This window comes from Deinococcus aquaticus (genome assembly GCF_028622095.1).
Classification (GTDB): Bacteria; Deinococcota; Deinococci; order Deinococcales; family Deinococcaceae; genus Deinococcus; species Deinococcus aquaticus.
The window spans coordinates 444,769-467,742 of record NZ_CP115165.1 but is presented as its reverse complement, the minus strand read 5'-3'; the positions used below and the strand labels follow the sequence as shown (position 1 = coordinate 467,742).

General features: G+C 71.0%; 20 protein-coding genes. 12 read left to right on the top strand and 8 right to left on the bottom strand.

The genetic code is table 11. The features are described 5' to 3' along the window. Window positions 1–65: 65 nt before the first annotated feature. The 4 genes from M8445_RS02315 (at window position 66) to M8445_RS02300 (ending at window position 6,751) form a co-directional block, all read left to right on the top strand. Window positions 66–2,279, top strand: a complete 2,214-nt coding sequence (locus M8445_RS02315) for a methyl-accepting chemotaxis protein (RefSeq protein WP_273989373.1) — start codon at window positions 66–68, stop codon at window positions 2,277–2,279. A 79-nt stretch (window positions 2,280–2,358) separates the two neighbouring features. Continuing rightward, a complete protein-coding gene (locus M8445_RS02310; protein WP_273989371.1) occupies window positions 2,359–5,094 on the top strand; it encodes a hybrid sensor histidine kinase/response regulator in 2,736 nt (911 codons plus the stop codon). After that, entirely contained in the window at window positions 5,091–5,849 is a 759-nt protein-coding gene (locus M8445_RS02305; RefSeq protein WP_273989370.1) for a DUF4388 domain-containing protein, read from the top strand. The genes M8445_RS02310 and M8445_RS02305 overlap by 4 nt, the downstream gene beginning before the upstream one ends. Further along, window positions 5,846–6,751 carry a response regulator gene (locus M8445_RS02300; RefSeq protein ID WP_273989369.1) on the top strand — a complete coding sequence of 302 codons (906 nt, stop codon included), beginning with the start codon at window positions 5,846–5,848 and terminating at the stop codon, window positions 6,749–6,751. The genes M8445_RS02305 and M8445_RS02300 overlap by 4 nt, the downstream gene beginning before the upstream one ends. Before the next feature lie 70 nt (window positions 6,752–6,821). Here the strand turns inward: M8445_RS02300 and M8445_RS02295 are convergent, their stop codons facing one another. The 5 genes from M8445_RS02295 to M8445_RS02275 form a co-directional block, all read right to left on the bottom strand. Next, a complete protein-coding gene (locus M8445_RS02295) occupies window positions 6,822–7,403 on the bottom strand; it encodes an antibiotic biosynthesis monooxygenase (RefSeq protein ID WP_273989368.1) in 582 nt (193 codons plus the stop codon). Then, window positions 7,400–8,332 (bottom strand): drug/metabolite exporter YedA, encoded by a 933-nt coding sequence (yedA, locus tag M8445_RS02290; protein WP_273989367.1) that lies wholly within the window; start codon window positions 8,330–8,332, stop codon window positions 7,400–7,402. The genes M8445_RS02295 and yedA overlap by 4 nt, the downstream gene beginning before the upstream one ends. After that, entirely contained in the window at window positions 8,329–9,651 is a 1,323-nt protein-coding gene (hisD, locus tag M8445_RS02285) for a histidinol dehydrogenase (RefSeq protein ID WP_273989365.1), read from the bottom strand. The genes yedA and hisD overlap by 4 nt, the downstream gene beginning before the upstream one ends. A gap of 61 nt (window positions 9,652–9,712) precedes the next feature. Further along, complete coding sequence (locus M8445_RS02280; protein ID WP_337961607.1) at window positions 9,713–10,417, bottom strand: hypothetical protein; 705 nt, start codon at window positions 10,415–10,417, stop codon at window positions 9,713–9,715. Next, on the bottom strand, window positions 10,414–11,589 hold the full coding sequence (locus M8445_RS02275; RefSeq protein WP_273989364.1) for a phosphopentomutase: 1,176 nt from the start codon (window positions 11,587–11,589) through the stop codon (window positions 10,414–10,416). Before M8445_RS02275 ends, M8445_RS02280 begins: the two co-directional genes overlap by 4 nt. Window positions 11,590–11,782: 193 nt before the next feature. Here M8445_RS02275 and lptB point away from each other — a divergent pair, with 193 nt between their 5' ends. The 4 genes from lptB to M8445_RS02255 all read left to right on the top strand — a co-directional run bounded on the left by lptB (window position 11,783) and on the right by M8445_RS02255 (window position 15,790). Further along, window positions 11,783–12,499 (top strand): LPS export ABC transporter ATP-binding protein, encoded by a 717-nt coding sequence (gene lptB, locus M8445_RS02270; RefSeq protein ID WP_273990811.1) that lies wholly within the window; start codon window positions 11,783–11,785, stop codon window positions 12,497–12,499. 61 nt (window positions 12,500–12,560) lie between these two features. Further along, entirely contained in the window at window positions 12,561–14,276 is a 1,716-nt protein-coding gene (locus M8445_RS02265; protein ID WP_273989363.1) for a DUF3084 domain-containing protein, read from the top strand. A 65-nt stretch (window positions 14,277–14,341) separates the two neighbouring features. Next, a complete protein-coding gene (locus M8445_RS02260) occupies window positions 14,342–15,544 on the top strand; it encodes an ABC transporter substrate-binding protein (RefSeq protein WP_273989362.1) in 1,203 nt (400 codons plus the stop codon). A 90-nt stretch (window positions 15,545–15,634) separates the two neighbouring features. Continuing rightward, window positions 15,635–15,790, top strand: a complete 156-nt coding sequence (locus M8445_RS02255) for a hypothetical protein (RefSeq protein ID WP_273989360.1) — start codon at window positions 15,635–15,637, stop codon at window positions 15,788–15,790. Window positions 15,791–15,863: 73 nt separating this feature from the next. Here the strand turns inward: M8445_RS02255 and M8445_RS02250 are convergent, their stop codons facing one another. Continuing rightward, window positions 15,864–16,523: a potassium channel family protein gene (locus M8445_RS02250; protein ID WP_273989358.1), complete on the bottom strand. Its 660-nt coding sequence runs from the start codon at window positions 16,521–16,523 to the stop codon at window positions 15,864–15,866. Between the two features lie 86 nt (window positions 16,524–16,609). Continuing rightward, on the bottom strand, window positions 16,610–18,037 hold the full coding sequence (locus M8445_RS02245) for a TrkH family potassium uptake protein (RefSeq protein ID WP_273989356.1): 1,428 nt from the start codon (window positions 18,035–18,037) through the stop codon (window positions 16,610–16,612). Window positions 18,038–18,099: 62 nt separating this feature from the next. Between M8445_RS02245 and M8445_RS02240 the strand changes: the two genes are divergently transcribed. The 3 genes from M8445_RS02240 (at window position 18,100) to M8445_RS02230 (ending at window position 21,335) form a co-directional block, all read left to right on the top strand. Further along, the gene (locus tag M8445_RS02240) at window positions 18,100–19,179 is read left to right on the top strand and encodes a methyltransferase domain-containing protein (protein WP_273989355.1); all 1,080 of its coding nucleotides are present in this window, start codon (window positions 18,100–18,102) and stop codon (window positions 19,177–19,179) included. Window positions 19,180–19,314: 135 nt separating this feature from the next. Beyond that, a complete protein-coding gene (locus M8445_RS02235) occupies window positions 19,315–20,334 on the top strand; it encodes a Gfo/Idh/MocA family protein (RefSeq protein ID WP_273989353.1) in 1,020 nt (339 codons plus the stop codon). Between the two features lie 65 nt (window positions 20,335–20,399). Continuing rightward, complete coding sequence (locus M8445_RS02230; protein WP_273989351.1) at window positions 20,400–21,335, top strand: quinate 5-dehydrogenase; 936 nt, start codon at window positions 20,400–20,402, stop codon at window positions 21,333–21,335. Between the two features lie 6 nt (window positions 21,336–21,341). On the opposite strand, the gene M8445_RS02225 is transcribed toward M8445_RS02230, so the two are convergent. Beyond that, window positions 21,342–22,280 carry a phosphotransferase family protein gene (locus M8445_RS02225; RefSeq protein WP_273989350.1) on the bottom strand — a complete coding sequence of 313 codons (939 nt, stop codon included), beginning with the start codon at window positions 22,278–22,280 and terminating at the stop codon, window positions 21,342–21,344. A gap of 67 nt (window positions 22,281–22,347) precedes the next feature. On the opposite strand from M8445_RS02225, the gene xpt reads away from it, so the two are divergent. Next, the gene (gene xpt / locus M8445_RS02220) at window positions 22,348–22,929 is read left to right on the top strand and encodes a xanthine phosphoribosyltransferase (protein WP_273989349.1); all 582 of its coding nucleotides are present in this window, start codon (window positions 22,348–22,350) and stop codon (window positions 22,927–22,929) included. Window positions 22,930–22,974 lie beyond the last annotated feature (45 nt).

Below are 22,974 nucleotides of genomic sequence, written 5' to 3'. Positions count from 1 at the left end.
TGTCCATCCCTGCCCGCCCCCGCTCCGCTGCCCCCAGGCCGCCCCTTCCCCCCGGAGGTTCACCCATGCAACTCCAGTTCCAGACTGCCCGACTGTCCCGCCCTTCCCGCACCGCCCAGGATCAGCGTGTCGGCTGGCTGGGACAACTGCGCGTGGGTCAGAAACTCTCGCTGACCGCACTGGCCTTCGGCGTGCCGCTGACCATCCTGGTGAGCATCATGCTGGCCGGGCAGCAGAGCAACATCAGCTTCGCTCAGCGCGAACTGAGCGGTCTGCAACTGTTCGTGCCGCTCAGCGCCATCAGCAATAACGTGAACGCCTTCACGGACAGCGCGCTCGAAGGGGATGCCGCCCGGGCCGAGAAGTCCGCCGCCGCCGTGACCGCCGCGCTGGACACCCTGGAAACCATGGTGGACCCTGTCTACCGCAGCCGCATCGAGGAGTTCCGCACGGAATGGAAGGTGCTGCCCGATGCCATCGGCATGCAGGCCGACCTGAGCATCGTGCAGGCCTTCAGCAGCCTGACCGCCAACTACCAGCGCGGCATGATCGAGGACGCCCTGACCCAGTCGGGCCTGATGCTCGACCCGGTCGCCGACACCTTCTTCACCATGGACGCCACGCTGCGAATCCTGCCGGAAATCCTGACCCGCCTGCACGTGGCCGGCCTGACCGCCGAGGCGGGCCTGCGCGAACCCGGTGACGACAGCGCCTACCTGGAACTGATCCGCCGCCTGAACGTGCAGATGGAAAGTGCCCTGGTCGCCTACCAGTCCAGCGTGGAACGCGCCGTGCGCGTGAACCCCGCCCTGGAAGACACGCTCGGGAAATCCGCGCAGACCTTCGCGGACGCCCTGACCCCGGTCCTGGCCGACCTGAACGCATCGGTCGAGAAGGGCACCCTGAACGGCATCAGCGCCAGCAGCATCGAGGACGGCGCGTCCCTGAAAGGCACCGCCACCCTGAACGTGGGCACCAAAGTGCTGGGCGGCCTGCTGCAGCAGCGCGTGGACAACGCCAGACGGCAACTGCTGCTGGCGCTGACGCTGGTCGGTCTGGCCCTGATCCTGGCGTTCACGCTGCTGATCCGTCTGTCGCGCTCCATCGTCAAACCCCTCTCGGAACTGACCCGCGCCAGCCGCGCCCTGACCCAGGGGGACCTGAACGTGCAGGTGCCCGTGCAGACCCGCGACGAACTGGGCTTCATGGCCTATACCTTCAACAACGCGACCGCGCAGCTGCGCGCCAACGAGGACAGGAACGTCGCGGAACGTGAAGAAGCGCAGCGCCTGCAGGGCAACATCGGCTCGTTCCTGGACGTGACCATGGACATCGCGGGCGGCGACCTGACCCGCCGCGGCGTCGTGTCCGAGGACGTGCTGGGGAACGTCGTGGACTCCATCAACGTGATGGTCGACGAGCTGGGCGCCGTTCTGGGCGAGGTGCAGAAAGCCTCGGCGTCCGTGACTTCCGCCAGCCGCGAGATGCTGGGCACCACCGACCAGATCGTGCGCGGCGCGGACACCACCACCGCCGAAACGCGCCGCGTGGCCGAGCAGGTGCAGACCGTGACCGAAGGCTTCCGCGAGATGGCCGACGCCGCCCGCCAGAGCGCCGACTCGGCCCGCCAGGCACTCGCGGCGTCGCAGCAGGGTCGCGAGGCCGTGCTGGGCACCCTGGACGGCATGCAGAATATCCGCCGCGAGGTGCAGGGCGTCTCCCGCCGAATCAAGACGCTGGGTGAACGCTCGCTGGAAATTCAGGAAATCGTGGACACCATCTCGCGCCTGTCCAGCCAGACCAACCTTCTGGCACTGAACGCCTCCATCGAGGCGGCCGGTGCAGGGGCCGCCGGCAGCCGCTTCGCGATCGTGGCAGACGAAGTGCGTAAACTCGCGGACTCCTCCGCGCAGGCCACCGCGCGCATCGCCAGCCTGATCCGCACGGTGCAGCTGGAAATCACGGAGGTCGTCACCAGCGTGGAAGACGGCACCCGCGAGGTGGAACAGGGGTACCGCGTCGCCGCGACCGCCGGGGAGCGTATCGAGGAACTGGGCACGCTGGCCGCGCAGGCCGCGCAGTTCGCCGAACGAATCAACGCCGCCACCGCCGCCCAGGTGATCAGCGTGGAACAGGTGAGCGAATCGGTGCACCAGATCGGTCAGATCGCCGAGCAGTCGCACGAGAGCGTGCAGCAGGGCCGTGACGCCGCGCAGCGACTGCAGCACCTCGCGCAGAACCTGCTGCAGAGCCTGTCGCGCTTCAAGCTTCCGAACTGAGCTTCCGCCGGGACCACGCCCGCTGGCATGGTCCCGCGCGTCCGCTTCTCCCACTTCACTTCCTGAGAGGAAACCAGCCATGACGTCCGTTCCCTACAACCCGGTCACCCTGGACGCGGACCTGACCGCCACGTACCTGCAGGACGCCCGTAGCGTCACGGCCGGGCTCGAGGACGCGACCGTCGACCTGTGGATGCCCACCACCCGCCTGCAGGCCATGGAAACCCTGTGGGTTCTCGGCCACCGCCTTCAGGGCACCGCCGGCCTGTACGGTTACCCGCAGACCGCCGCGCTGGCCGGACTGCTCGAGCGCCTGATGGAAGGCCGCGCCAGCCTGCCCGAAACGGCCGTTCCGCAGATCACCGAGGTGCTCGAACGGGCCGTGAGCTGCATGAACATGGCCCTCGACCGCATCGAGCGCGGCGAGGGCGAAGGCGACGTGGGGCTAATGTTCGCGCACAAGGACGGCCCGCAGCACGTCACGGCGCTCCTGAAGGCCCACCCCTTCGAACTCAAGGCCCGCGACGCCCTGAGCGACCTGCGCGAGGAGCAACCCTTCGCGGTCATCAACGCGCCCATCTGGGAGGACTTCGGGCCGGAAGCGGCCGAACTGACCGCCGCGCTCCGTCAGGGCCTGGACTCGGACACCCCGGACCTGACCGCGCTGTTCCGCGCGGCTCACACCCTGAAAGGCAGCAGCGCCATGGTGGGATTGCAGGACCTCGCGGACACCGGCCACGCCCTGGAAGACCTGATGTCCAGTGCCCGCGAGGACGGCATTCCCCTGGACCGCGCCCTGCCGCTGCTCGAGGACGGCCTGAACGTGGCCGAGGCCGTCCTGGCTCACGCCGAGGGTCGCCTGGGCTCCCAGACGGACCGCGTGCAGACCTACCGCGCCAGCGTGGCCGCCCTGCTGGGTGGTCAGGCCCCGGCCCTGCCGGTCACGGCCGCCCCGACCGACACGGCCCGCAGTGAAACCCGCCTGAGTGTGCGCGTGGACAGCGCCCGCCTGGACGGCATGCTGGATGACGTGGCCGGACTGGTCGCCAGCCGCGCCCGCCTGAACGGCCTGTTCCTGCGGCAGCAGGCGCTCTCCGGGAGCCTGGACGCCGCGCACGAACGCGTGCAGCGCACCGTGCGCGACTTCGAGGAACGTTACCTGAACCCCCACCTGACGCCCGGCGGCAGCATGGGCACTGGCACGGGTGCAGGCGCGGGCATGGGCAGCGCGGGAACGGCCCGCCCGGCCGGTGACCTGCAACTCCAGGACCGCCTCGCGGACTTCGGGGCGCTGGAACTCGACACGTACGACGACCTGAACATCCTGGCGCGCGCCGTGACCGAACTGAGCGCCGACCTGACCGAGATCCGCGCCCAGACCGCGCAGGGCATCAGCGCGCTGGGCGACGAACTGACCAGCCTGGAAAAACTGACCCGCCAGCTGCGCGTGGAACTCAGCCGCGCCCGCCTGCTGCCGGTCAGCCGCGTCACCGCGCCCCTGCACCGCTGGGCGGGCCGCCGCGACGACCTGACCCTCACCATTCACGGCGAGGACAGCCTGATCGACGCGCAGCACGCCGGCCCGCTGGGCGAGGCGCTGCTGCACCTGCTGACCAACGCTGCCGTGCACGGCGGGCAGACCCCGGCAGAGCGCGAAGCGCACGGCAAACCCGGCCGCCTGCAGGTCAGCGTGAGCGCCCGCGTGGCCGACGGCCACCTCAGCGTGACCGTGCAGGACGACGGGCGCGGCCTGAACTTCGAGGCGCTGCGCCAGCGCGCCCTGCAATCCGGGCACGCCAGCGCCGGGGAACTCGCCACGTACACTGACGACCAGACCGCGCAACTGGTGTTCCTGCCGGGCCTCAGCACCGCCGGGCAGGTCACGCAGGAAGCCGGGCGCGGCGTCGGCATGGACGCCGTGCGCGACGCCATCGCCCGCATGGGCGGCCGCGTGAACCTGCGCAGCCAGCCCGGCCAGGGCACCGCCATCACCCTGCACGTCCCGGTCGCGCAGCAGATCACGGACGTGCTGGTCATGCGCGTCGGCACGCAGCGCGTGGCCATCCTCGCCTCGCAGATGCAGGGCATGAGCGTCCTGGAAGGCGAGGCGCCTGCCGGCAGCGTGGACCTGAACGACCTGTGGGGCGAGGCGCCCGCCAGCGTCCGCTACGTGGCCCGCGTCGCCCTGGCCGGCGAGAACGGCGCCGGCACCCTGCACCTGCTGGTCGACGAGTTCCTGAGCCTCGAGGAAATCGTGCTGCGGCCCGCCGGGACCCTGCTGGGCAGCCTGGAGTACCTGAGCGGCATGACCACCCTGAACGACGCGGCTGGCCGGGCCTTCCCCGCCGCGATCCTCGACCCGGCCGGACTGGCGCAGGCCAGCGCCCGGGGTGTGCGCCGCGCCGAGCGCCGCACGGCCGCCCCCACCGACACCGCGCACATCCTGCTGGTCGACGACAGCCTCAGCGTGCGCCGCCACGTGGGCCGCAGCCTCGAACGCTTCGGGTTCACCGTCACCACCGCCAGCGACGGCCAGGAAGCCCTGGAACGCCTGCTGGCCGGCGAGCGCGCCGACCTGCTGCTCAGCGACCTCGAAATGCCCCGCATGAACGGCTTCGAGCTCCTGCGCGCCGTGCGCAGCAGCCCCGCCCACACGGGGTTGCCGGTCGTGATCATGACCACCCGCGCCGGTGAGAAACACCAGCAACTCGCCATGGAACTCGGTGCCAGCGACTACCTCGCCAAACCCGCCGAGGAACGCCTGCTGCAACGCCGCCTGACCGCGCTGCTGCCCGCCGGGAAGGTCAGCGCATGACCTGGGGAGGTTCCGACAGCTGCTGCCTGGTGGTCTCGCCGCACCTGTCACGCGCCCTGTCGCACGCCGCGCTGATCGAAGCGGCTGGCTGGACCGCCACCACCGCCGCCGGAGGCCTCCACGCCCTGACGCAGATCGAACGCGAGAAACCGTACCTGGTGATCATCGACCCGCATCTCGAGGACCTCAGTCCCGCCGACCTGCACGAGATCCTGCGGGACGACCCGGCCAGCGCCGAGACCATCATCCTGATTCCCGGCGCGCAACTGCCCAAACGCTACGGCGGCCCGCACGACGTGACCGTCCCCGCCGGACTGAGCGTCCCCGAGGGACTGGCCCGCGCCCTGGCCCGCCTGGGCGAACTGACCGCGCCCCGCTGGGCCGACCCGGACGCCGCCGCCCTGCACGGCACCCTGACCTCCCTGGGCCTGACCGACGTGCTGCTGTGCACCCAGGACCTGCAACTGACGGGCCTGCTGATCCTGCACCTGGGCGCGCAACCCGCGCACCTCGTGCTGCGCCGGGGTGAGATCATCGACGCGGAATTCGGCACCATGCCACCCACGCAGGCCGCCACGCACCTGATGAGCGTCTCGGGTCCCGGCGAGTTCCGCTTCCACCTGATTTCCCCCGACGCCCTGAACAGTTACCCTAAACAGATCACACTCCCCACCGCCCGCCTGCTGATGGAAGCCGCCGTGCAGATTGATCACTCTCAGGCAACCTCACCCAACTCTGCCCTGGAGGCCTCATGAACCCGTCCGACCTGACCCACACCCCTGCCCCAACCACCATCCTGGTCGTGGATGACAGCGTCAGCGTCCGCAAGGCCCTGGAACGCATCCTGGCCCCGCAGGGCTACGTGGTCCGCATGGCCGACAGCGCCGAGAACGCCCTGCTGAACCTCGAGCCGCTGCCCGACATGATCCTGGCCGACATCCTGATGCCCGGCATGAGCGGCCTGGAACTGGCCCGCACCCTCGGCGACCGCCACGTGAACGTGCCCGTGATGCTCATGAGCGGCATCGTGGACGACGTGACCCAGCGCGACGCCACCAGCGCCGGAGCGTGCGGCGTGCTGCGCAAACCCTTCACGCCCACCGAACTGCTGCCCGCCATCGAACCGCACCTGCAGGCCGCCCTGGCCGCCCGCAAGAACGCCCAGGCCCCCGCCGCAGACGCCGCGCTCCCGGCCACGCACCTGCCAGAAGCGCACCAGCCGGCCGCCCACCTGCCAGAAACCAGGATGCCGGCCATCGAACAGGCCCCGGTACAGCCGCCCGTTCCCGCAGTGCCGGCCATTCCCGAGGTGCCGGCCGCGCCGCAGGCCCCCGCTCTCGCCCTGAGCCCGCTGGAACAGCTGGTCGCCCTGAACGGAGTCGTGGGCGCCGCGCAGTACGGCCCCGACGGGCAGGCCCGCGCACACGCCGGGCAGGCCATTCCAGAGGCGTTCGGCAAGTACAGCCGCTTCCTGCTGACCACCGCCACCACCGCCGGACTGCACCTGCAACGCGGTGACCTGAGCAGCCTGCACCTCGCGTACGGCGAGCACACCCTGCTGATCACCCCCCATCAGGACGGCCAGCTGGTCGCGCTGCTGTCCCGCGCCGACGCCGCCCCCAGCGTGCAGCAGTGGCAGGCGGCTCAGCACAACTGAGTCCCTACGCACTCCAGAGCAGGCGGCCTTCCAGTGGTGGGGGCCGCCTGCTTGCGTGCCCGGAGTCTGGCTAGCGGCGCAGCCAGCCGGTGGCCCAGCGGGTCACGGCGGGCATGACGAGGTAGGTCATGGACAGCACGACCACGATCATCTGCGGGAGCGCCCGCACGGGCATGGGGTAGTGGCCCAGCCAGGGTTTCAGAGCCTCTCCGAACAGCCACGACGTGCTCACGCTGACCGGGTACAGGGCGGCGAGCGTGAGGAGCGCCATCTTCCAGCGGGGCGGCTGGCGCAGGCGGGCGGCGGCGGGCGGCGTGAACCAGAAGTCCAGGCCCGGTTGTTTCTCGAAACTGACGTGCTCGTCGACCAGCGGCGCGATGCGTGAGAGCCAGTCGGCGCGTTCCGGCGACAGCTCCCAGTCGGCGGCGGCGCTCAGGGAGTCGAAGCGGGCCAGCAGGGTGTACTCCTGCTCGCCGGGCGGGGGGCGGACCACGCCGGTGCCCCGGTGGCCGGGAATGCGGGCCAGCAGGGCGTTCGCTTCGGTCAGCAGGGCCTCGTACTCCGCTTCGCGGCCGGGCCGGATGCGGCGGCGGACGACCAGACTGACCGGGTCGGTGGGCCGCGCGTCGGTCAGGTGCAGGTCGCCGCTCACGCGCCCTCACTGGCGGCGGGCTCAGGAGCCGGCCCGGCTGTGGGCGCCCGGTGGGGCCACACGACGAGCAGCACGCCGGTCAGGATGATGCCCAGCGCCGCCCAGCCCAGCGTGCCCAGCCGCTCGCCGCCCAGGCCGACGCCCAGCGCGACCGCCACGACCGGGTTCACATAGGCGTAACTGGTGGCCAGTGCGGGGCGGGTGTGCGCTACGAGGTACATGTACGCCGAGTACGCCAGGAGGCTGCCGAACACCGTCAGGTACGCCAGTGCCCACAGGCTCGCGGCGCTGGGTACGCCCCAGCGTTCCCCCATCAGCAGACTCAGCAGCAGCAGGACGCCGCCGCCGGTCAGCATCTCGGCGGCGCTGCCCATCAGGCCCGGCGGGAGTGGCAGGTGCCGGGACCACTGACTGCCGAAGGTCCAGCACAGCGGCGCCAGCACCAGCAGCGCGGCGGCCAGCGGCGTGGCCCGCAGTTCCCCGGCGTTCAGCAGCGCGATGCCGATCAGGCCCACGGCAATGCCCAGCCACTCGCGGCCGCCCGTGCGTTCCCCCCACAGCCGCCCGAACAGCGCGGCGAACAGCGGCGAGACGGCGATGATCATGGCCGCCACCGAACTGCTCGCGTCCCGCTCGGCCAGCGTGACCAGTCCGGTGCCGCCGCCCAGCAGCAGCGTGCCGACGGCGGCGCTGGCCGCCCACTGCCGCGCGGTCGGGAGGGCCGCGCCGCGCAGCCGCAGCACCAGCAGCAGCAACGCGCCGGCCACGCCGAACCGCGCGGCCAGCATGCCCAGCGGCGGCAGGGTCTCGATGGCGACCTTGATCCCGAAGTACGTGCTGCCCCACACGACGTACACGGTGCCCAGGCACAGCAGGACCAGCGGCGTCAGGACCCGCGCGGGAGCCGGGCTCAGGGCGGGGGCGCTCACGACGGGTCGCGGGGCAGGCGGCTCTCGATGGCGCGGGCGTGCGCTTCAAGGCCCTCGGCGCGCGCCAGGGTCGCCCCGGCCGGCCCGATGCGGCGCAGCGTGCCCTCGGTCAGGCCCACGACCGAGATGATGTTCTGGAAGTCCCGCACGTTCACGGGGCTCATGAAGCGCGCCGTGCCGCCGGTCGGCATGACGTGACTGGGTCCGGCCACGTAATCGCCCAGCGCCTCCATGGAGTACTCGCCGATAAACACGCCCCCGGCGCGCTGCACCTGCCCCAACAGGCTCCAGGGGTCGCGGGTCAGCAGGCACAGGTGTTCGGGGGCGTACAGGTTCGAGAGCTCCAGCGCCTCGTCCAGCGTGGCGGCCAGCACGACCTTCATGCGCGCCGAGACGCTGTCACGCGCCCAGCCCCGGTTAGGTTCCGGCAGCGCCTCCAGCTGGGCGTTCAGTTCGGCCTGCACGCGCATCAGCAGGTCGCGGCTGGTCGAGACGAGCACGGGTTCCGCGCCGTTGTGCTCGGCCTGCGCGAGCAGGTCGGCGGCCACGTGGCGCGGGTCGGCGCTGTCGTCGGCCACGACCAGCGTCTCGGTCGGACCGGGCAGACTCTCGATGCCGGTCTGGCCGTACACGAGGCGCTTGGCAATCACCACGAACAGGTTGCCGGGCCCGGCGATCTTGTCCACGGCGGGAATGCTGGCCGTGCCGTACGCGAGCGCCGCGATGGCCTGCGCGCCCCCGGCGCGGTACACCTGCGTGAGGCCCAGTTCGCGCGCCGCGACCAGGATGGCCGGGTGCACGCTGCCGTCACGGGCGGGCGGCGTGGTGATCACGATGTCCGTCACGCCCGCCACCTGCGCGGGCACCGCCGTGTGAATCAGGGTGCTGATCAGCGGGGCTAGTCCGCCCGGCACGTACACACCCACGCGCGCCAGCGGGCGCACCAGTTGCCCCAGCGCGCCGTCGGGCCCGTGGTTCAGGAACCCGTGCGCGGGCTGCTGCTCGTAGAAGGCCCGTACGCGGGTGATGGCGGTCAGGATGGCGGCGTGCAGGTCGGCCGGCACGCTCGCGGCGTTCAGGTCGTCGGCGCTGACAGCCAGCGCTTCCGGGCGGGCGCCGTCCAGCCGCTCGGTCCAGTCGCGCAGGGCATCGTCGCCGCGCTCACGCACGTCGGCCACGATGCGTTCCACGACCTGCGTGGGCGTCAGCGCCTCGCCGAAGGTCGCCTCGATGCGGGCCAGCACGGCGTCCGGGACGGGCAGGTCATTGAAGGTGCGCGTCAGGGCGCGGCGGGCGTCAGGGCCTTGCAGAACTTGCATGATCACTCCAGAAAAAAGGGGAGACGGTAGGGCAGATGAACCGGGAAGAAGGGGCAGATTCTCAGGCGCGGCGGCGGCGGCGTTCCGGCGCTCCGGTCGGCGCGGCCCGGCGACCCGGCGCGGCCGACACGTTCGCCTCGACCGGCCCGAAATCGGTGGGTTGAATCAGACGCATCAGCCGCCACGGCGCGGCCTGCTCGACGAACACGTACGCGCTGCCGGGCCGCAGGTAGAAGCCGCTGCACGGCACACCCGCGATCTCCTGATCCGGCAGCCGCTGAATCAGGACGCGGCCGCCCGTCAGTTGTGCGTGCGTGCGCTCCGGCGTGGCCGGGTCGCCGCCGTCCGGCGGGGTGGCCTGCGCCACCTGGGCGCGCAGCCACAGCAGCAGACTGACCGGATCCTGGTAGTCGGTGGTCAGGGGCGCGCTGGCCTCGTCGCGGCCCTGCCGGAGCGTGACCAGCCCGCTGCGCCGGTCGAAGCCCACCTCGAAGGCGGCGCGGCCCCGACCGTCCCCCTCGGCGTACCCGAGGCTGGTGAACTGCCGGGGGTGCAGGCGGCTGGTCTGCACCCGCCGGATCTCGGGCAGCACGCCACCGAAGTCGGTCTGCACGCGCGCCACGACGGCGCTGCGTTCCGGGTGAACGGTCCAGTTCTGCTCGCCGGCGTAGCGGCCGCCCAGCGTCAGAGTCAGCGTGAACGCTTCCGGCGCGGCGTACAGCGGGCCGGCCGGTGCGCTCAGGGCAGGGTCGCCGGGCGCCGTCACGTGAGGAGCGGCCAGAAGCTCTCGCCCGGGCCGGTCCAGTCCGCGCCCAGCGCGTCGGCGGCGGTGGCCCCCACGTCCGCGAAGGTGGCGCGCTCACCCAGGTCCACGCCCGCCGCCCCGGCGCGGTGCGCCAGCAGCAGACCGTACTCGCGGGTGTGGTCCGAGCCTTTCCAGGTGGGATCGTTCCCGTGGTCACTGATGACGATCAGCGCGCCCCCGGCCGGAACGGCAGCGATCAGGTCCGGCAGCGCCGCGTCGAACTGCGCCAGGCAGGCGCTGTAGCCTTGCGGGTCGCGGCGGTGCCCGAAGCGACTGTCGAAATCCACCAGGTTCGTGAAGATCAGGCCACTCGTGCCCTCGGCGGCCGCGCGGCGCATCCGATCCAGGGTCCTGGCGATGCCGTCGGCGTTGTCGTCGGTGTGGATCTCCTCGGTGAAACCCCGGTGCGCGTAGATGTCCGGAATCTTCCCGATGCCCACGACCGCCTGCCCCGCGTCCTTCAGGGCGTCCAGCACGGTGGGCGGCGGGATCAGGCTGAAGTCCTTGCGGTGCTCGTTCACGCGCTCGAACGGCCGCTCACCCCGGAACGGACGGGCGATCACGCGGGCCACGGCGTACTCGCCCTGCAGGATCTCGCGCGCCGCGGCGCACCACGCGTACAGCGTCTCCAGCGGCACCACGTCCTCATGCGCGGCAATCTGGAACACGCTGTCCGCGCTGGTGTACACGATGGGCTGGCCGGTCCGCACGTGCTCCTCACCGAAGTCCAGCAGCACGTCGGTGCCGCTGTACGGGCGGTTGCACAGGTGCCCGGTGCCGGTCGCCGCGTCGAACCGGTCCATCACCTCGGGCGGGAAACCGTCCGGGAACACCTGGAAGGCGTGCTCCAGCTGCACGCCCATGAACTCCCAGTGACCGGTGCTGGTGTCCTTGCCGGGACTGACCTCCCGCATGCGCCCGAAGGCCCCCTGCGCGGGCACGGCCGGAATGGTCGCCGCGCCGGTCTGCACGGTCGGCACCTGTGCCAGCCCCAGCGCCGCAAGGTTCGGGAGCGCCACGGGCGCGGCCTGCAGGGTGTGGTTCAGGGTGTGGGCGCCGGTATCCCCGAAACTTGCGGCGTCCGGCAGTTCGCCGGCACCCACGGAATCCAGTACGACAATCGTCAGCAACATGCCGCCCAGTCTAATCCGCTGGCCCCTGCCTGGACTCCCCGCGCCCGCCCACACTCTGCCGGCCGGCCCTGCGGGGTTCATCACGGGGTTCATGGGGGGCGCGTGGTACGCTGCGGACGTGACTGTTCCCGCCTCCCAGACTCCTTCTCAGACGGCGGTCACGTCCGTTTCGGGCGCGGCGCAGCGCCCGGTCCTGCACGCCGAGCACCTGGGTAAGAACTACGGCCGCCGTGCCGTGGTCCGCGACGTGAGTCTGACCGTCCGGCCCGGCGAGATCGTGGCCCTGTTCGGCCCGAACGGTGCGGGCAAGACCACCACCTTCTACATGCTGGTGGGCTTTATTCGCCCCGGCGCGGGCCGCATCGCGCTGGGTGACCGGGACGTGACGCGCCTGCCCATGCACGAACGCGCCCGCCTGGGCCTGGGTTACCTGCCGCAGGAACCCAGCGCCTTCCGGAAACTCACGGCCCGCGACAACCTGCTGGCCATCCTGGAATACCAGAACCTGAGCCGCGCCGAGCAGGAAGCCCGCGCGGACTCGCTGCTCGCCGAGTTCGGCCTGACGCACCTCTCGGGCAGTTACGCCTACCAGCTGTCCGGCGGGGAACGCCGCCGCCTGGAACTGGCGCGCGCCCTGACCACCGACCCCGACTACCTGCTGCTGGACGAACCCTTCACCGGCGTGGACCCCAAGAGTATCCGCGAGATTCAGCGCCTGATCCACGAACTGCGCGACCGCCGGGGCATCGGCGTGTTCATCACCGATCACAACGTCCGCGAGACCATCGCCCTGACCGACCGCGTGTACCTGATGTTCGACGGGCAGGTGAAGTTCGAGGGCACCCCCGCCCAGTTCGCGCAGGACGAGGACGCCCGCCAGTACTACCTGGGCGACGACTTCGAACTGTGACCCTCGCTGTCCCTGACGTGACCCCAGTTGTAAATGCTGCCGCCCACCGGAGACCCTGAAGATGCTGTGGCTGTTCCTTCCCTTCGTGATCGTGCTTTCGGGCGTGGTCGCCTACGCCGCCGACACCATCGCCCGCAAGGCCGGCCGCAAGCACATCCGCCTGTTCGGCCTGCGCCCCAAGACCACCGCGCTGCTCGTGGCGGTGCTGTCCGGCATGGGCATCAGCGCCGCCAGCCTCGCCGCGTTCCTGGCCCTGAACAGCAGCGCCGTGAACACCATCGCCCAGGCCGACCAGCTGCGCCCCCAGCTCGAAGCGCTGCGCACCGAGATCGGGCGCGTGCAGGCCGACCTGAGCAGCGCCCAGGCCGACCGCGACCGCGCGCAGCAGGAAGCACAGACGCTGCGCGAACAGCAGCAGGCCGCGCAGCGGGACCTGAAAAGCACGCGCGCCGACCTGAACGCCGCGCGCGCCGCCGAACAGACCCTGGGGAAGCAGGCCGCCGACCTGCAGCGGCGCGTGAGCAGCCTGACCACCACCCGCACCTCGCTGGAGCGCCGCGCCGAGGAAAGCCGCCTGAAGCTCGCGCAGAGCGAACAGGCACTGACCAGCAGCCAGCAGCGCGCCCAGGCGCTCGACGCGCAGGTCGTGGACCTCGCCGCGCGCATCGCCCTGAGCGAACAGGAAACCAGTACCGCGCAGGAACGCGCCGCCGCCGCCCAGCGGGCCGCCGAACAGGCCCAGCAGCGCGCCGCCACGCAGCAGAAGGTCGCGCAGGCCGCCCAGCAGGCCGCCCGCACCCAGACCGCCCAGGCCGGCGCGCAGGTCGCGGCCCTCAGCGCCCAGCTGAGCGACCTGAATGCCTCGCGCGCCGACGCCGGCGCCGCCCTGACCAGCGCCCAGCAGGCCCTGAGCGCCGCGCAGGACGCCCTGGCCCGCGCCCGCGAACAGCAGCAGGCCGCGCAGCAGACCCGCGACCGCCTGCTGGCCGAACGCACCCAGCTGACCAGCGACCGCGACGCCGCCGCCCGCGACCGCGACCGCGTGCGCACCGAACTGACCACCCTTCAGGCGCAGCAGGCGCAACTGCGCGCCCAGCAGACCCAGCTGCGCGCCAGCAACGAGGCGCTGGGCCGCGACCTCGCCGCCGCGCGCGACACGCTGGGCAAATTGCAGGACGAGTACTCCAGCAGCCGCGCCGAACTGAGCGCCAGCCGCAACACGGACCTCGCGTACCCCAAGAACGACCTCGTGTACGCCGCCGTGGTCCCCAGCGTGCGTAACCTCGACACCTTCCTGGCTGACGCGGCCCGCAGCGCCCAGACGCGCGGCGCCAGGGGAGCCCCCAGCGCCCGTCTGAACGCGCAGGCCCGCACCGCCCTGGAAACCAAACTGCGCGGCCTGAACGTCAGCACCTTCGTGCAGTGCCGCGCCGCGCAGAACAGCGCCGCCGGGTTCCCGGTCGACCTGACCTGCGACGCCCGCCCCAACGCCGTGCTGTACCGGGGTAATCAGGTGATCCGCCGCGCCACCGTGAACCTGCGCGCCACGCCCGGCGCCCTGCAGGAACAGGTGAGCGACCTGGTGCGCGACACCGTTCTGGACATCACCACGCGCGGCGTGCCCAGCGAGTACGTGCAGGGCCTGGACGTGACCGAGTTCGTGATCCTGCTGGGCCGCCTCGGCGCCCGCAGCGGCAACGTGGCCACCGTCGGCATCGCCGCGCGGCAGGACGTGCGCCCCGGCAGCCGCGTGGACCTGTACCCCGTGCTGCCCTGACCCGCGCCGCGTCCGGTCAGCCCGGCGGGCAGTTCCCGATCAGGCTCAGCAGGTACACTCCGCGCATGCGCTCCCTGGCCCGCCTGCTGACCCTGACCCTGCTGCTCCCGGCCTCCGCGCAGGCCGCGCCGGTCCGCGTGGAATTCTGGCACGCCATGACCGGCGTGAAAGACACCGTCGCCGCCTACGCCCGCGACTTCAACCGCTCGCAGAGCACCTACGAGGTTGTGCCGGTCGCGCAGGGCAACTACCGCGAACTGCTGCCCAAACTCCAGGCGGCCATCAAGAGCGGCCGCGCGCCCGCCCTGGCGCAACTGGAATTCACGCAGTTCCCCGCGCTGGCCGCCGCCGGGCAACTGACGGACCTGACCCGCACCGTGGACGCCCTGCCCGCCGCCCTGAGAAACGACTTCTACCCGGCCGTGTGGCGCGCCGGCGAGATGGGCGGCCGCACCTACGGCCTGCCCTGGAACGTCAGCGTTCCGGTCCTGATGTTCAACGCCCGCATCCTGGAAAACGCCGAACAGAAGGTCCCGGACACCTGGGCGGACCTGGAACGCGTCAGCCGCGCCCTCGCCACGGGCGGCCGCCGACCCCTGGTGGTCGCCGCCGACGCCTGGACCTTCGAGGCGAACGTCCTGTCACGCGGCGGGACGCTCAGCAGCGGCCAGGAGCCCCGCCTGAACAGCCCGGACGCTACCGAGGCTCTCACGCAACTGGCCCGCATGAGCGCCGCTGCTCAGGCGCAGCCCCGCACCCTGAACGAGGCCACCCGCGCCGCCATCGACTTCGCGCGTGGCCAGAACGTGTTCGTGCTCGCCAGCGTCGCCAACTGGACCGACGCGCGCAAACTCCCGCTGTTCAAGCTGGGCGTCGCGCCGTTCCCCTGCGAGAAGGTCGGCGCGTGCACCGTCCCGCTGGGCGGCGCGACCCTGGCTGTCCCGGCCGGCACCCCCGCCGCCGAGCAGGCCGGAGCCGCCGCGTTCTGGCAGTACCTGAGTGCCCCAGACCGACTGGCCAGCTGGGTGCAGGCCACCGCCTACGCCCCCCCCCGCCGCGCCGCCGTGCCCCTGCTTGAAGGCTGGTACGCGAAGAACCCGCAGCTGCGCGCCGCGCACGCCCAGATGAACCGCGCCGTACCGCGCCCCACCACGCCCTCCTACGCCGCCTGGACGGCCCTGCTGGAAACCGCCATCCAGAAGGCCACCAGCGGAAAGATGAGCGCCAGGGCCGCGCTCGACGAGGCCCAGACGCAGGCGCAGCGCTGATACAGGGATAGCGCTGATACCGGCGCAACGCTGACGCAGTGGCAACGCTGAGCCCCTGACTGCGGCGGGTGGGGGCGTACACTGGCCCGCATGAACGCCCTGTACCTGCTGCTGACCCTGGCCGTCGCCGCGCTGCTACTTCTGTTCCTGCTGCGTCCCGGCGTGGCCCGCGCCGGGGCCGTGTGGGGCCTCGCTGCGACCCTGCCGCTGCTGGCGGCGATGGTCGTGGCCCTGGGCCGGCAGTAGGACGTACGAAGTGGGGAGCCGGCAGTGGCTGGCCTCCGGTCCACTCTCCACTGCCTGCTCCCCACCGCCGGCGTTACTCGCCCAGGTAGCGGCGCAGTTCGTCCAGCGCGTGGGTCGTGCCGATCAGGACCAGTTTGTCGTGCGGGCGCAGTTCGTCCTCGGCGCCGGGAGTGACCTCGATCTTCCCGGCGCGGCTCATGGCGATCACCTGCACCCCGAAACGGCCCGTGAGGTTCAGGTCACGCAGCGTGCCTTTCAGGCGCTCGTTCGCCTCGATTTCCACGACGGCGTAATCGCTGCCCAGGTCCAGGGTGTCCACGATGTTCGGCGTGGCGATCTGCCGCGCCAGGCGCACGCCCATGTCATGCTCGGGCCGGATGACGAGGTCCGCGCCGATGCGTTCCAGTACGCGGCGGGCCATCTCGTCGATGGCCTTGCACACCACGTACGGCGCGCCGAGGCTCTTGGCGTTCATGGTGGCCAGGATGTTCGCCTGCACGTCCGTGCCGATGGCGACCACGACCACGTCGAAGTCCGCGACGCCCAGGGTCCGCAGGGCGCGTTCGTCGCTGGCGTCCAGGATGGCGGCGTGCGTGACGAGGTTCATGACCCGCTCAACGTTCTCCTCGTGCTGATCGACGGCGATGACCTCGTGGCCCATCTCGTAGAGGGTCGTGGCGACCGCCGTTCCGAAGCGGCCGAGTCCGATCACCAGGCATTGTTTGCTTTTCATGGGAAGTCCTTATCTGACGGGCAGCGGGGCCGCTGCCGGGCGTGGGCGAGAGGCGGGAAAGGGGAGGGGCGTCCGGCGGGCCGGGCTCAGCCGATCAGGATGTCCTTCTCGGCCGGGTAGCGGACCAGGTCCCCGGAGCCCGAACGGCTGAACGCCACGGCGAACGTCAGCGGCCCGATGCGCCCCAGGAACATCAGGATGATCAGCACGATGTGCTGGTCGGGGTTCAGCAGCGGCGTGGTGTTCATGCTCAGGCCCACCGTGCCGAAGGCGCTGACCGCCTCGAAGAACAGGTTCACGAAGCGTACGTCCGCGCGGGTATTGAGGGCCAGCAGCAGGATGAACATCATGTTCACCAGCCCGATACTCAGCAGGCCCACCGTCATGGCCCGCAGGATCGTGTCGGTGTCGATGCGGCGGTGGAACAGCGTCGCGTCGCGCCGGCCGCGCACCATACTCCAGGCGCTGGCCATCATGACGTAGAAGGTGCTGGTCTTGATGCCGCCCCCGGTCCCGCCAGGGTTCGCGCCGATGAACATCAGGATGATACTGATGAACAGCGTCGTGAGGCCCATCGCGCCGTAATCCAGCGTGTTGAAGCCGGCGGTGCGGGTCGTGACGCTCTGAAAGAAGCTGGCCAGCAGTTTCGCGCCGAAGCCCAGCGGGCCCAGCGTGGCCGGGTTGTTCCACTCGAAGATCAGGTACGTCAGGGTGCCGACCACCAGCAGGACCGTCATCATGGTCAGCACCAGTTTGCTGTGCACCGCCAGCCGGTTGCGGCGCGGGTTCATCAGGTGCGCGACCACGTTCAGCTGCACCAGGAAGCCTGTGCCGCCCAGGATGATCAGCAGCGCCACCACGATACTCACCAGCGGGTCCGCCACGAAGTTCATCAGGTTGTTGCTGTACAGCGCGAAGCCCGCGTTGTTAAACGCACTGATCGAGTGGAACAGCGCGTAGAAGAGTCCCCGCCCCCAGCCTTCCAGCGGCACGAACCGGAACGCCAGCAGCGCCGCGCCGACCAGTTCGATCAGGAAGGTGTACAGGAAGATGCTGCGAATCAGTGACAGCACGCCACCCGCGTTCAGCGCGCCCACCTGCTGCGCCACCCGCATCCGCTCGGTGAAGTTCACGCGGCGGCGCGACAGCAGCGCGAACGACGTGCCGAACGTGATGATGCCCAGCCCGCCCAGCTGGATCAGCAGCATGATGATCACCTGCCCCAACCGGTTGAAGTCCTTGGCGGGATCGATGACGTTCAGGCCCGTCACGCACAGCGCGCTGGTCGATGTGAACAGCGCCTGCAGGAAATTCACGGAGCGGCGCGTGCCGTCCTCGTTCAGACCGTGGGTCACCGGCAGGGCCAGCAGGACGCCGCCCACCAGAATGGCCAGCAGGAACGACAGCGCGATCAGCTGCGGCGGACTCAGGCGTGAATACAGCGTCTTGCGGCGAACAGTGCGCGCCGCGTCGGATGGACCTGCAGGGGGACGGCTCGGGGGTGGGCGGGTCATAGAGTGGCCGGATTCTACGCCCCGCGCACCCCCACCGCGCTGCCGACCTATACTGTCCTGCTATGCCCAGACCTGCCCGCACAGACCGCGCCTCGCCCTACGGGCGGAAAACCAGCCGACCCAAGGTCGATCACCGCACCCGCGCCCCGGCGCGGGAGTACGAACTCGAGGCGCTGGCCGGCCTGGAGCACGTGGCCACCACCGAACTGGACACCGTGCCGCTGGCCCGTGACATTCGCGGCCCGCGCTTCTGGTACCCCGGCGACCCGGAACGCCTGACCCGCCTGAAAAGCGTGACCGCCGTGTACCGCGTGCAGGGCTGGGACGTTCCCCGCCCACGCGGCCTGCTGGGCCACCAGCAACTCGGGGAACTGACCGCCTTCCTGAAAGAAGTCATCGCGGTCGGCGGGCACACCTCCTTCCGTATCGGCGCGGCCGGACGGGAAAGCAGCGTCATGCAGCGCATCGCCGAGGAACTCCAGACGGCGCTGCAACTGCCGCACGAACCCGAAACCGGCGAACTCCTGATCCGCATCCTGCCGCAGCAGCAGGGTGAAGGCTGGGACGTGCTGGCCCGCATCACCCGCCGCCCCCTGAGTGCCCGCGCGTGGCGCGAGTGCAACATGTCCGGCGGCCTGAACGCCACCATCGCCTACGCCGCCCACAAACTCGCCGGGCAGCGCGACAACGACCGCATCTTCAACCCCATGAGCGGCAGCGGCACCCTCCTGATCGAACGCGCCCTGATGGGCCCCTACGACGCCCTGGTCGGCGTGGACATCAACCCCGACGCCGTCACGTGCGCCCAGACGAACATCCGCGCCGCCGGACGCGACATCGAGGTGGCCGCCATCGACGCCCTGCACACCGGCCTGCCTGCCCGCTCGTTCGACCTGGTCATGGCCGACCTGCCGTGGGGCGACGCCATCGGCACGCACGGCGGCAACGAGGCCCTGTACCCCGCCTTCCTGAAAGAAATGCACCGCCTGACCAGCCAGCGCGGCCGCCTGTGCGTCATCACGCACGAAATCCGCCTGTTCGAACGCGTCATGGCCGACCAGCAGAAATGGAACGCTCACGAACTCTTCCAGGTCGCCAGTGGCGGCCACAATCCCAAGGCGTACCTGCTCAGCAAGCGCTGACTGGGGGGCGCGGCGCGCGGGAGGCGGTGGGGCGTTGGTGGGGAGTGGGGTTGACCATCACCCGTCACCCGTCACCCGTCACCCGTCACCCGTCACCCGTCACCCGTCACCCGCCACCGCTGCTAGGCTGCGGGTATGACTGAACCTGCGTTCCGCTGGGGGCTGCTGGGCGCCGCCCGCATTGCCCGCGCCCTGATTCCCGCGATCCGCGAGGCGGGCGGTGAGGTGGCGTTCGTGGGTGTGCGTGACCCTCAATCGGCGCGGGCGCAGGCGTTCGCGCAGGAGTGGGGCGTCAGGGTCGCCGGAACGTACGACGACCTGATCACAGCCGACGTGCACGCCGTGTACAACCCCCTGCCGAACGACGCGCACCTGCCCTGGACGCTGGCGGCGCTGCGGGCCGGGAAGCACGTCCTGACCGAGAAGCCCTTGACCCTGAACGCCGCCGAGGCGCAGCAACTCGCGGACGCGGCGGCCCAGACGGGCGGCACGCTGCTCGAAGCCTTCGCGTACCGCTTCCAGCCGCACATCCTGCGGATCGTGGAACTCGTGCGGGGCGGCACGCTGGGCGAGGTGCGGTCCGTGCACGGCGCGTTCGGCTTCCACATGACCAACCCGGACGACTTCCGCTGGAACGCCGCGCAGGGCGGCGGGGCGCTGTTCGACGTGGGCACCTACCCCGTGAACCTGATGCGCCTGCTGCTGGGCGAACCGCAGGCCGTGACCGCCGCCGCCCGCTGGACCCCCGCCGGGGCGCAGGCCGGAACGGGCGACATCGACGTGGCCCTCAGCGGCACGCTGGATTTCGGCGGTGCGCTGGGCAGCCTGGATTGCGCGTTCGACTGGACGGACCCCAGCTTCAGCCGCCTGACGGTCGTGGGAACGCTCGGCACGCTGGACGTGCCCCGTGTGTATCACAGCCACACGCACGAGCCCGTGACGCTGCACCTGAACGTGGGCGGCCAGGAAAGCCACGAGGAATTCCCGCCGTCCAACGGGTACGCGCGCATGGTCGCGCACTTCCAGCGCACGGCACGCGGACAGGAAGCGGCGCTGTACCCTCCCGCCGACGCCGTCGCGCAGGCGCGCGTGCTGGACGCCCTGTACGCCTCGGCCCGCACGGGAGCGCGCGTGACCCTGACGCCGGACGCCTGAGCTGATCGCCCGGGCGGGGCCTCTGGGCCGGACGTGCGGACCGCCCCACGCGTAGAATGCCCCGCATGACCGATCCCCTCCAGGGCTGGCAGCCCGCGCCCGCCGGGCACAAGCACGTCGTCAGCGTCAGCCTGGGCAGCAGCGCCCGCAACGCCCGCGAAACCGCCACCGTGCTCGGCCAGCCCTTCATCATCGAACGGATCGGCACGGACGGCGACGCCCGCAAGATGGCCGCCATGTTCCAGGCGCTCGACGGCCGCGTGGACGCCTTCGGGCTGGGCGGCGCGGACCTGTACCTGCTGGCCGGCGGGAAACGCTACACGTTCACGAACGTCCGTAAGCTGGTCGCCGGGGCGCGCATCACCCCGGTGCTGGACGGCAGCGGCCTGAAAAACACCCTGGAACGCGACGCCATCGCGCAGCTGGACCCGGTCCTGAACTGGCGCACGCAGAAGGTCCTGATGGTCTCCGCCGTGGACCGCTTCGGCATGGCCGAGGCCCTCGCCGAACAGGGCGCCGACATCGTGTTCGGGGACATCGTGTTCGGCCTGAACATCGACCGGCCCCTGCGCTCGCTGGCGTCCCTGCGGCGCGTGGCGGGCCTGATCCTGCCCGTCATCACCAAACTCCCGCAGGACTGGTTCTACCCGACCGGCGCCAAGCAGGAGACCAGCGTGCAGGGCAACGGCACCAAGTACTACGCCTGGGCGGACGTGATCGCCGGGGACACCCACTACGCCAAACGCTACGCCCCGCAGGACCTCAGCGGAAAGACGATCCTCACGCAGACCATCACCGCCGCCGACCGCGAGTGGATGAAGACGCGCGGCGTGAAACGCCTGATCACCACCACGCCCCGCATGGGCAGCCGCAACTTCGCCACGAACGTCCTGGAAGCCATGTTCGTCGCCCTGAGCGGCAAACGCGAGGCCCTGACCGGCCCCGAGTACCTGGAGTACATCCGGCAGGTCGGATTCAGACCCGAAATCAACGAGCTGTAACCGGCCTCAGCGGCGGCCCACCAGCGCCTCCTGCCACTCCGGCACGCGCGGACTGACGCGCAGAAGCTGCATCAGCGCCGTGGCCGGACGCGTGTACCACAACTCACTGTCCTCGTGCGCCTCCGGCTGCCGCGTCAGGTAACGGGTGGCGTTGTCCAGCAGGCAGGCCAGCAGACGCAGGCGGCCGCCCACGCCCAGGACCGTGACCTCCTCGTACCCGGCCAGCAGGTCCGGCGCGGCCAGTGGCCCGGAGTAACTCAGGTCCAGGACCGGGTCGCCCCACCCGGCGTCCCCCCAGTCGATCAGGGCGCCGAGCGACCCGTCCGGCAGGACCATCAGGTTCCCGGCGTGCAGGTCGTTATGCAGGAACGCGGGCCGCGCGGGCGGCGGGTTCTCGCTCAGCAGGCGCGCGGTCAGGTCCGTCGCCCAGATGGTTTCCGTCACGCTCAGCCGCCCGGCCTCCAGCACCCGCTGCCGCGTGCGCGCCGGGTCGGGCGGGCGGATCACCTCCAGCCGCCCGTGCGGGTCCGGGACCTCCTGCACCCCGGCGTGCAGGTACGCCAGCGCCCGGCCCGCTTCCCGCCACGCGCGGGACAGGCGCGGGTCCCCGTATCCCCAGTCCAGCCCGTCCAGACTGCGGCCCGCCGCGAAGGCGTACACCGTCACCGGGGCGTCCAGCACGGCGCGGCTGTCGTCGAACACCAGCAGTTCCGGCGTGCGCACCCCCGCCCGCACCGCCGCCGGGACGGCCACGCTCTCGGTCAGGGTGTCCTCCTCGTCGCCGGGCATGGGCACGCGCAGCACCACGTTCTGCCCGGCCCGGCGGGCGCGGTACACGCGGTTCACGATCCCCACGCTCGGCAGGCGCGTCAGGGACGGCTCCAGACCGAACTGCTGCGCGAAGGCCGTCAACTCGGCAGGGGTCAGGTCAGGAAGGTCAGGCACCCCCACAGTCTGCCGCGCCGGCCGGGTCGCCTGCCGCCGCCCCACCCCAGCGGGTACACTTCAGCGCATGCAGGCACTCGTGGACGCGATTCGGCAGCAGGGCGAGGTTCTTCCCGGCGGGATTCTCAAGGTGGACGGACTGGTGAACCACCAGCTCCTGCCGCACCTGACGCGCGAGATGGGCGAGGTGTTCGCCGCGCACTTCGCGCCGCTGAACCCGGGCAAGATCGTGACCATCGAGGTCAGCGGGATCGCGCCCGCCATCGCCACGGCCATGGTGCTGGGCGTTCCGATGGTGTACGCCCGCAAGAAGAAACCCGTCACCATGAAAGAACCTGCGTTCACCGCGCAGTCCGTCAGCCGCACCAAGGGCGGCGTGGTAGACCTGTTTATCAGCAGCGAGTTCCTGGGGGCCGGGGACCGCGTGGTCGTCATTGACGACTTCCTGGCGTCCGGCGGCACGCTGCGGGCGCTGGCGGGCATGATCGAGGTCAGTGGCGCCCAGCTGCTGGGAATCGGCTGCGTCGTGGAAAAGCAGTTCGAGGAGGGCCGCGCCAAACTCGCGGACCTGAACGTCCCCATTCACACCCTGGCAAATATCGTCCGCATGAGCGAGGCGGACGGCATCGAGGTCGAAGCGGGGCGGTAAGGGGACTGTGGGGTGTAGGGAGTGGGTGGGCCTGCGAGGGCCGGC

Excerpts from the sequence above, each read along its gene's own strand:
- M8445_RS02315 (WP_273989373.1), top strand. The coding sequence starts at position 66 with ATGCAACTCCAGTTCCAGACTGCCCGACTGTCCCGCCCTTCCCGCACC.
- M8445_RS02310 (WP_273989371.1), top strand. The coding sequence starts at position 2,359 with ATGACGTCCGTTCCCTACAACCCGGTCACCCTGGACGCGGACCTGACC.
- M8445_RS02305 (WP_273989370.1), top strand. The coding sequence starts at position 5,091 with ATGACCTGGGGAGGTTCCGACAGCTGCTGCCTGGTGGTCTCGCCGCAC.
- M8445_RS02300 (WP_273989369.1), top strand. The coding sequence starts at position 5,846 with ATGAACCCGTCCGACCTGACCCACACCCCTGCCCCAACCACCATCCTG.
- hisD (WP_273989365.1), bottom strand. The coding sequence starts at position 9,651 with ATGCAAGTTCTGCAAGGCCCTGACGCCCGCCGCGCCCTGACGCGCACC.
- M8445_RS02275 (WP_273989364.1), bottom strand. The coding sequence starts at position 11,589 with ATGTTGCTGACGATTGTCGTACTGGATTCCGTGGGTGCCGGCGAACTG.
- M8445_RS02265 (WP_273989363.1), top strand. The coding sequence starts at position 12,561 with ATGCTGTGGCTGTTCCTTCCCTTCGTGATCGTGCTTTCGGGCGTGGTC.
- M8445_RS02260 (WP_273989362.1), top strand. The coding sequence starts at position 14,342 with ATGCGCTCCCTGGCCCGCCTGCTGACCCTGACCCTGCTGCTCCCGGCC.
- M8445_RS02255 (WP_273989360.1), top strand. The coding sequence starts at position 15,635 with ATGAACGCCCTGTACCTGCTGCTGACCCTGGCCGTCGCCGCGCTGCTA.
- M8445_RS02250 (WP_273989358.1), bottom strand. The coding sequence starts at position 16,523 with ATGAAAAGCAAACAATGCCTGGTGATCGGACTCGGCCGCTTCGGAACG.
- M8445_RS02245 (WP_273989356.1), bottom strand. The coding sequence starts at position 18,037 with ATGACCCGCCCACCCCCGAGCCGTCCCCCTGCAGGTCCATCCGACGCG.
- M8445_RS02240 (WP_273989355.1), top strand. The coding sequence starts at position 18,100 with ATGCCCAGACCTGCCCGCACAGACCGCGCCTCGCCCTACGGGCGGAAA.
- M8445_RS02235 (WP_273989353.1), top strand. The coding sequence starts at position 19,315 with ATGACTGAACCTGCGTTCCGCTGGGGGCTGCTGGGCGCCGCCCGCATT.
- M8445_RS02230 (WP_273989351.1), top strand. The coding sequence starts at position 20,400 with ATGACCGATCCCCTCCAGGGCTGGCAGCCCGCGCCCGCCGGGCACAAG.
- xpt (WP_273989349.1), top strand. The coding sequence starts at position 22,348 with ATGCAGGCACTCGTGGACGCGATTCGGCAGCAGGGCGAGGTTCTTCCC.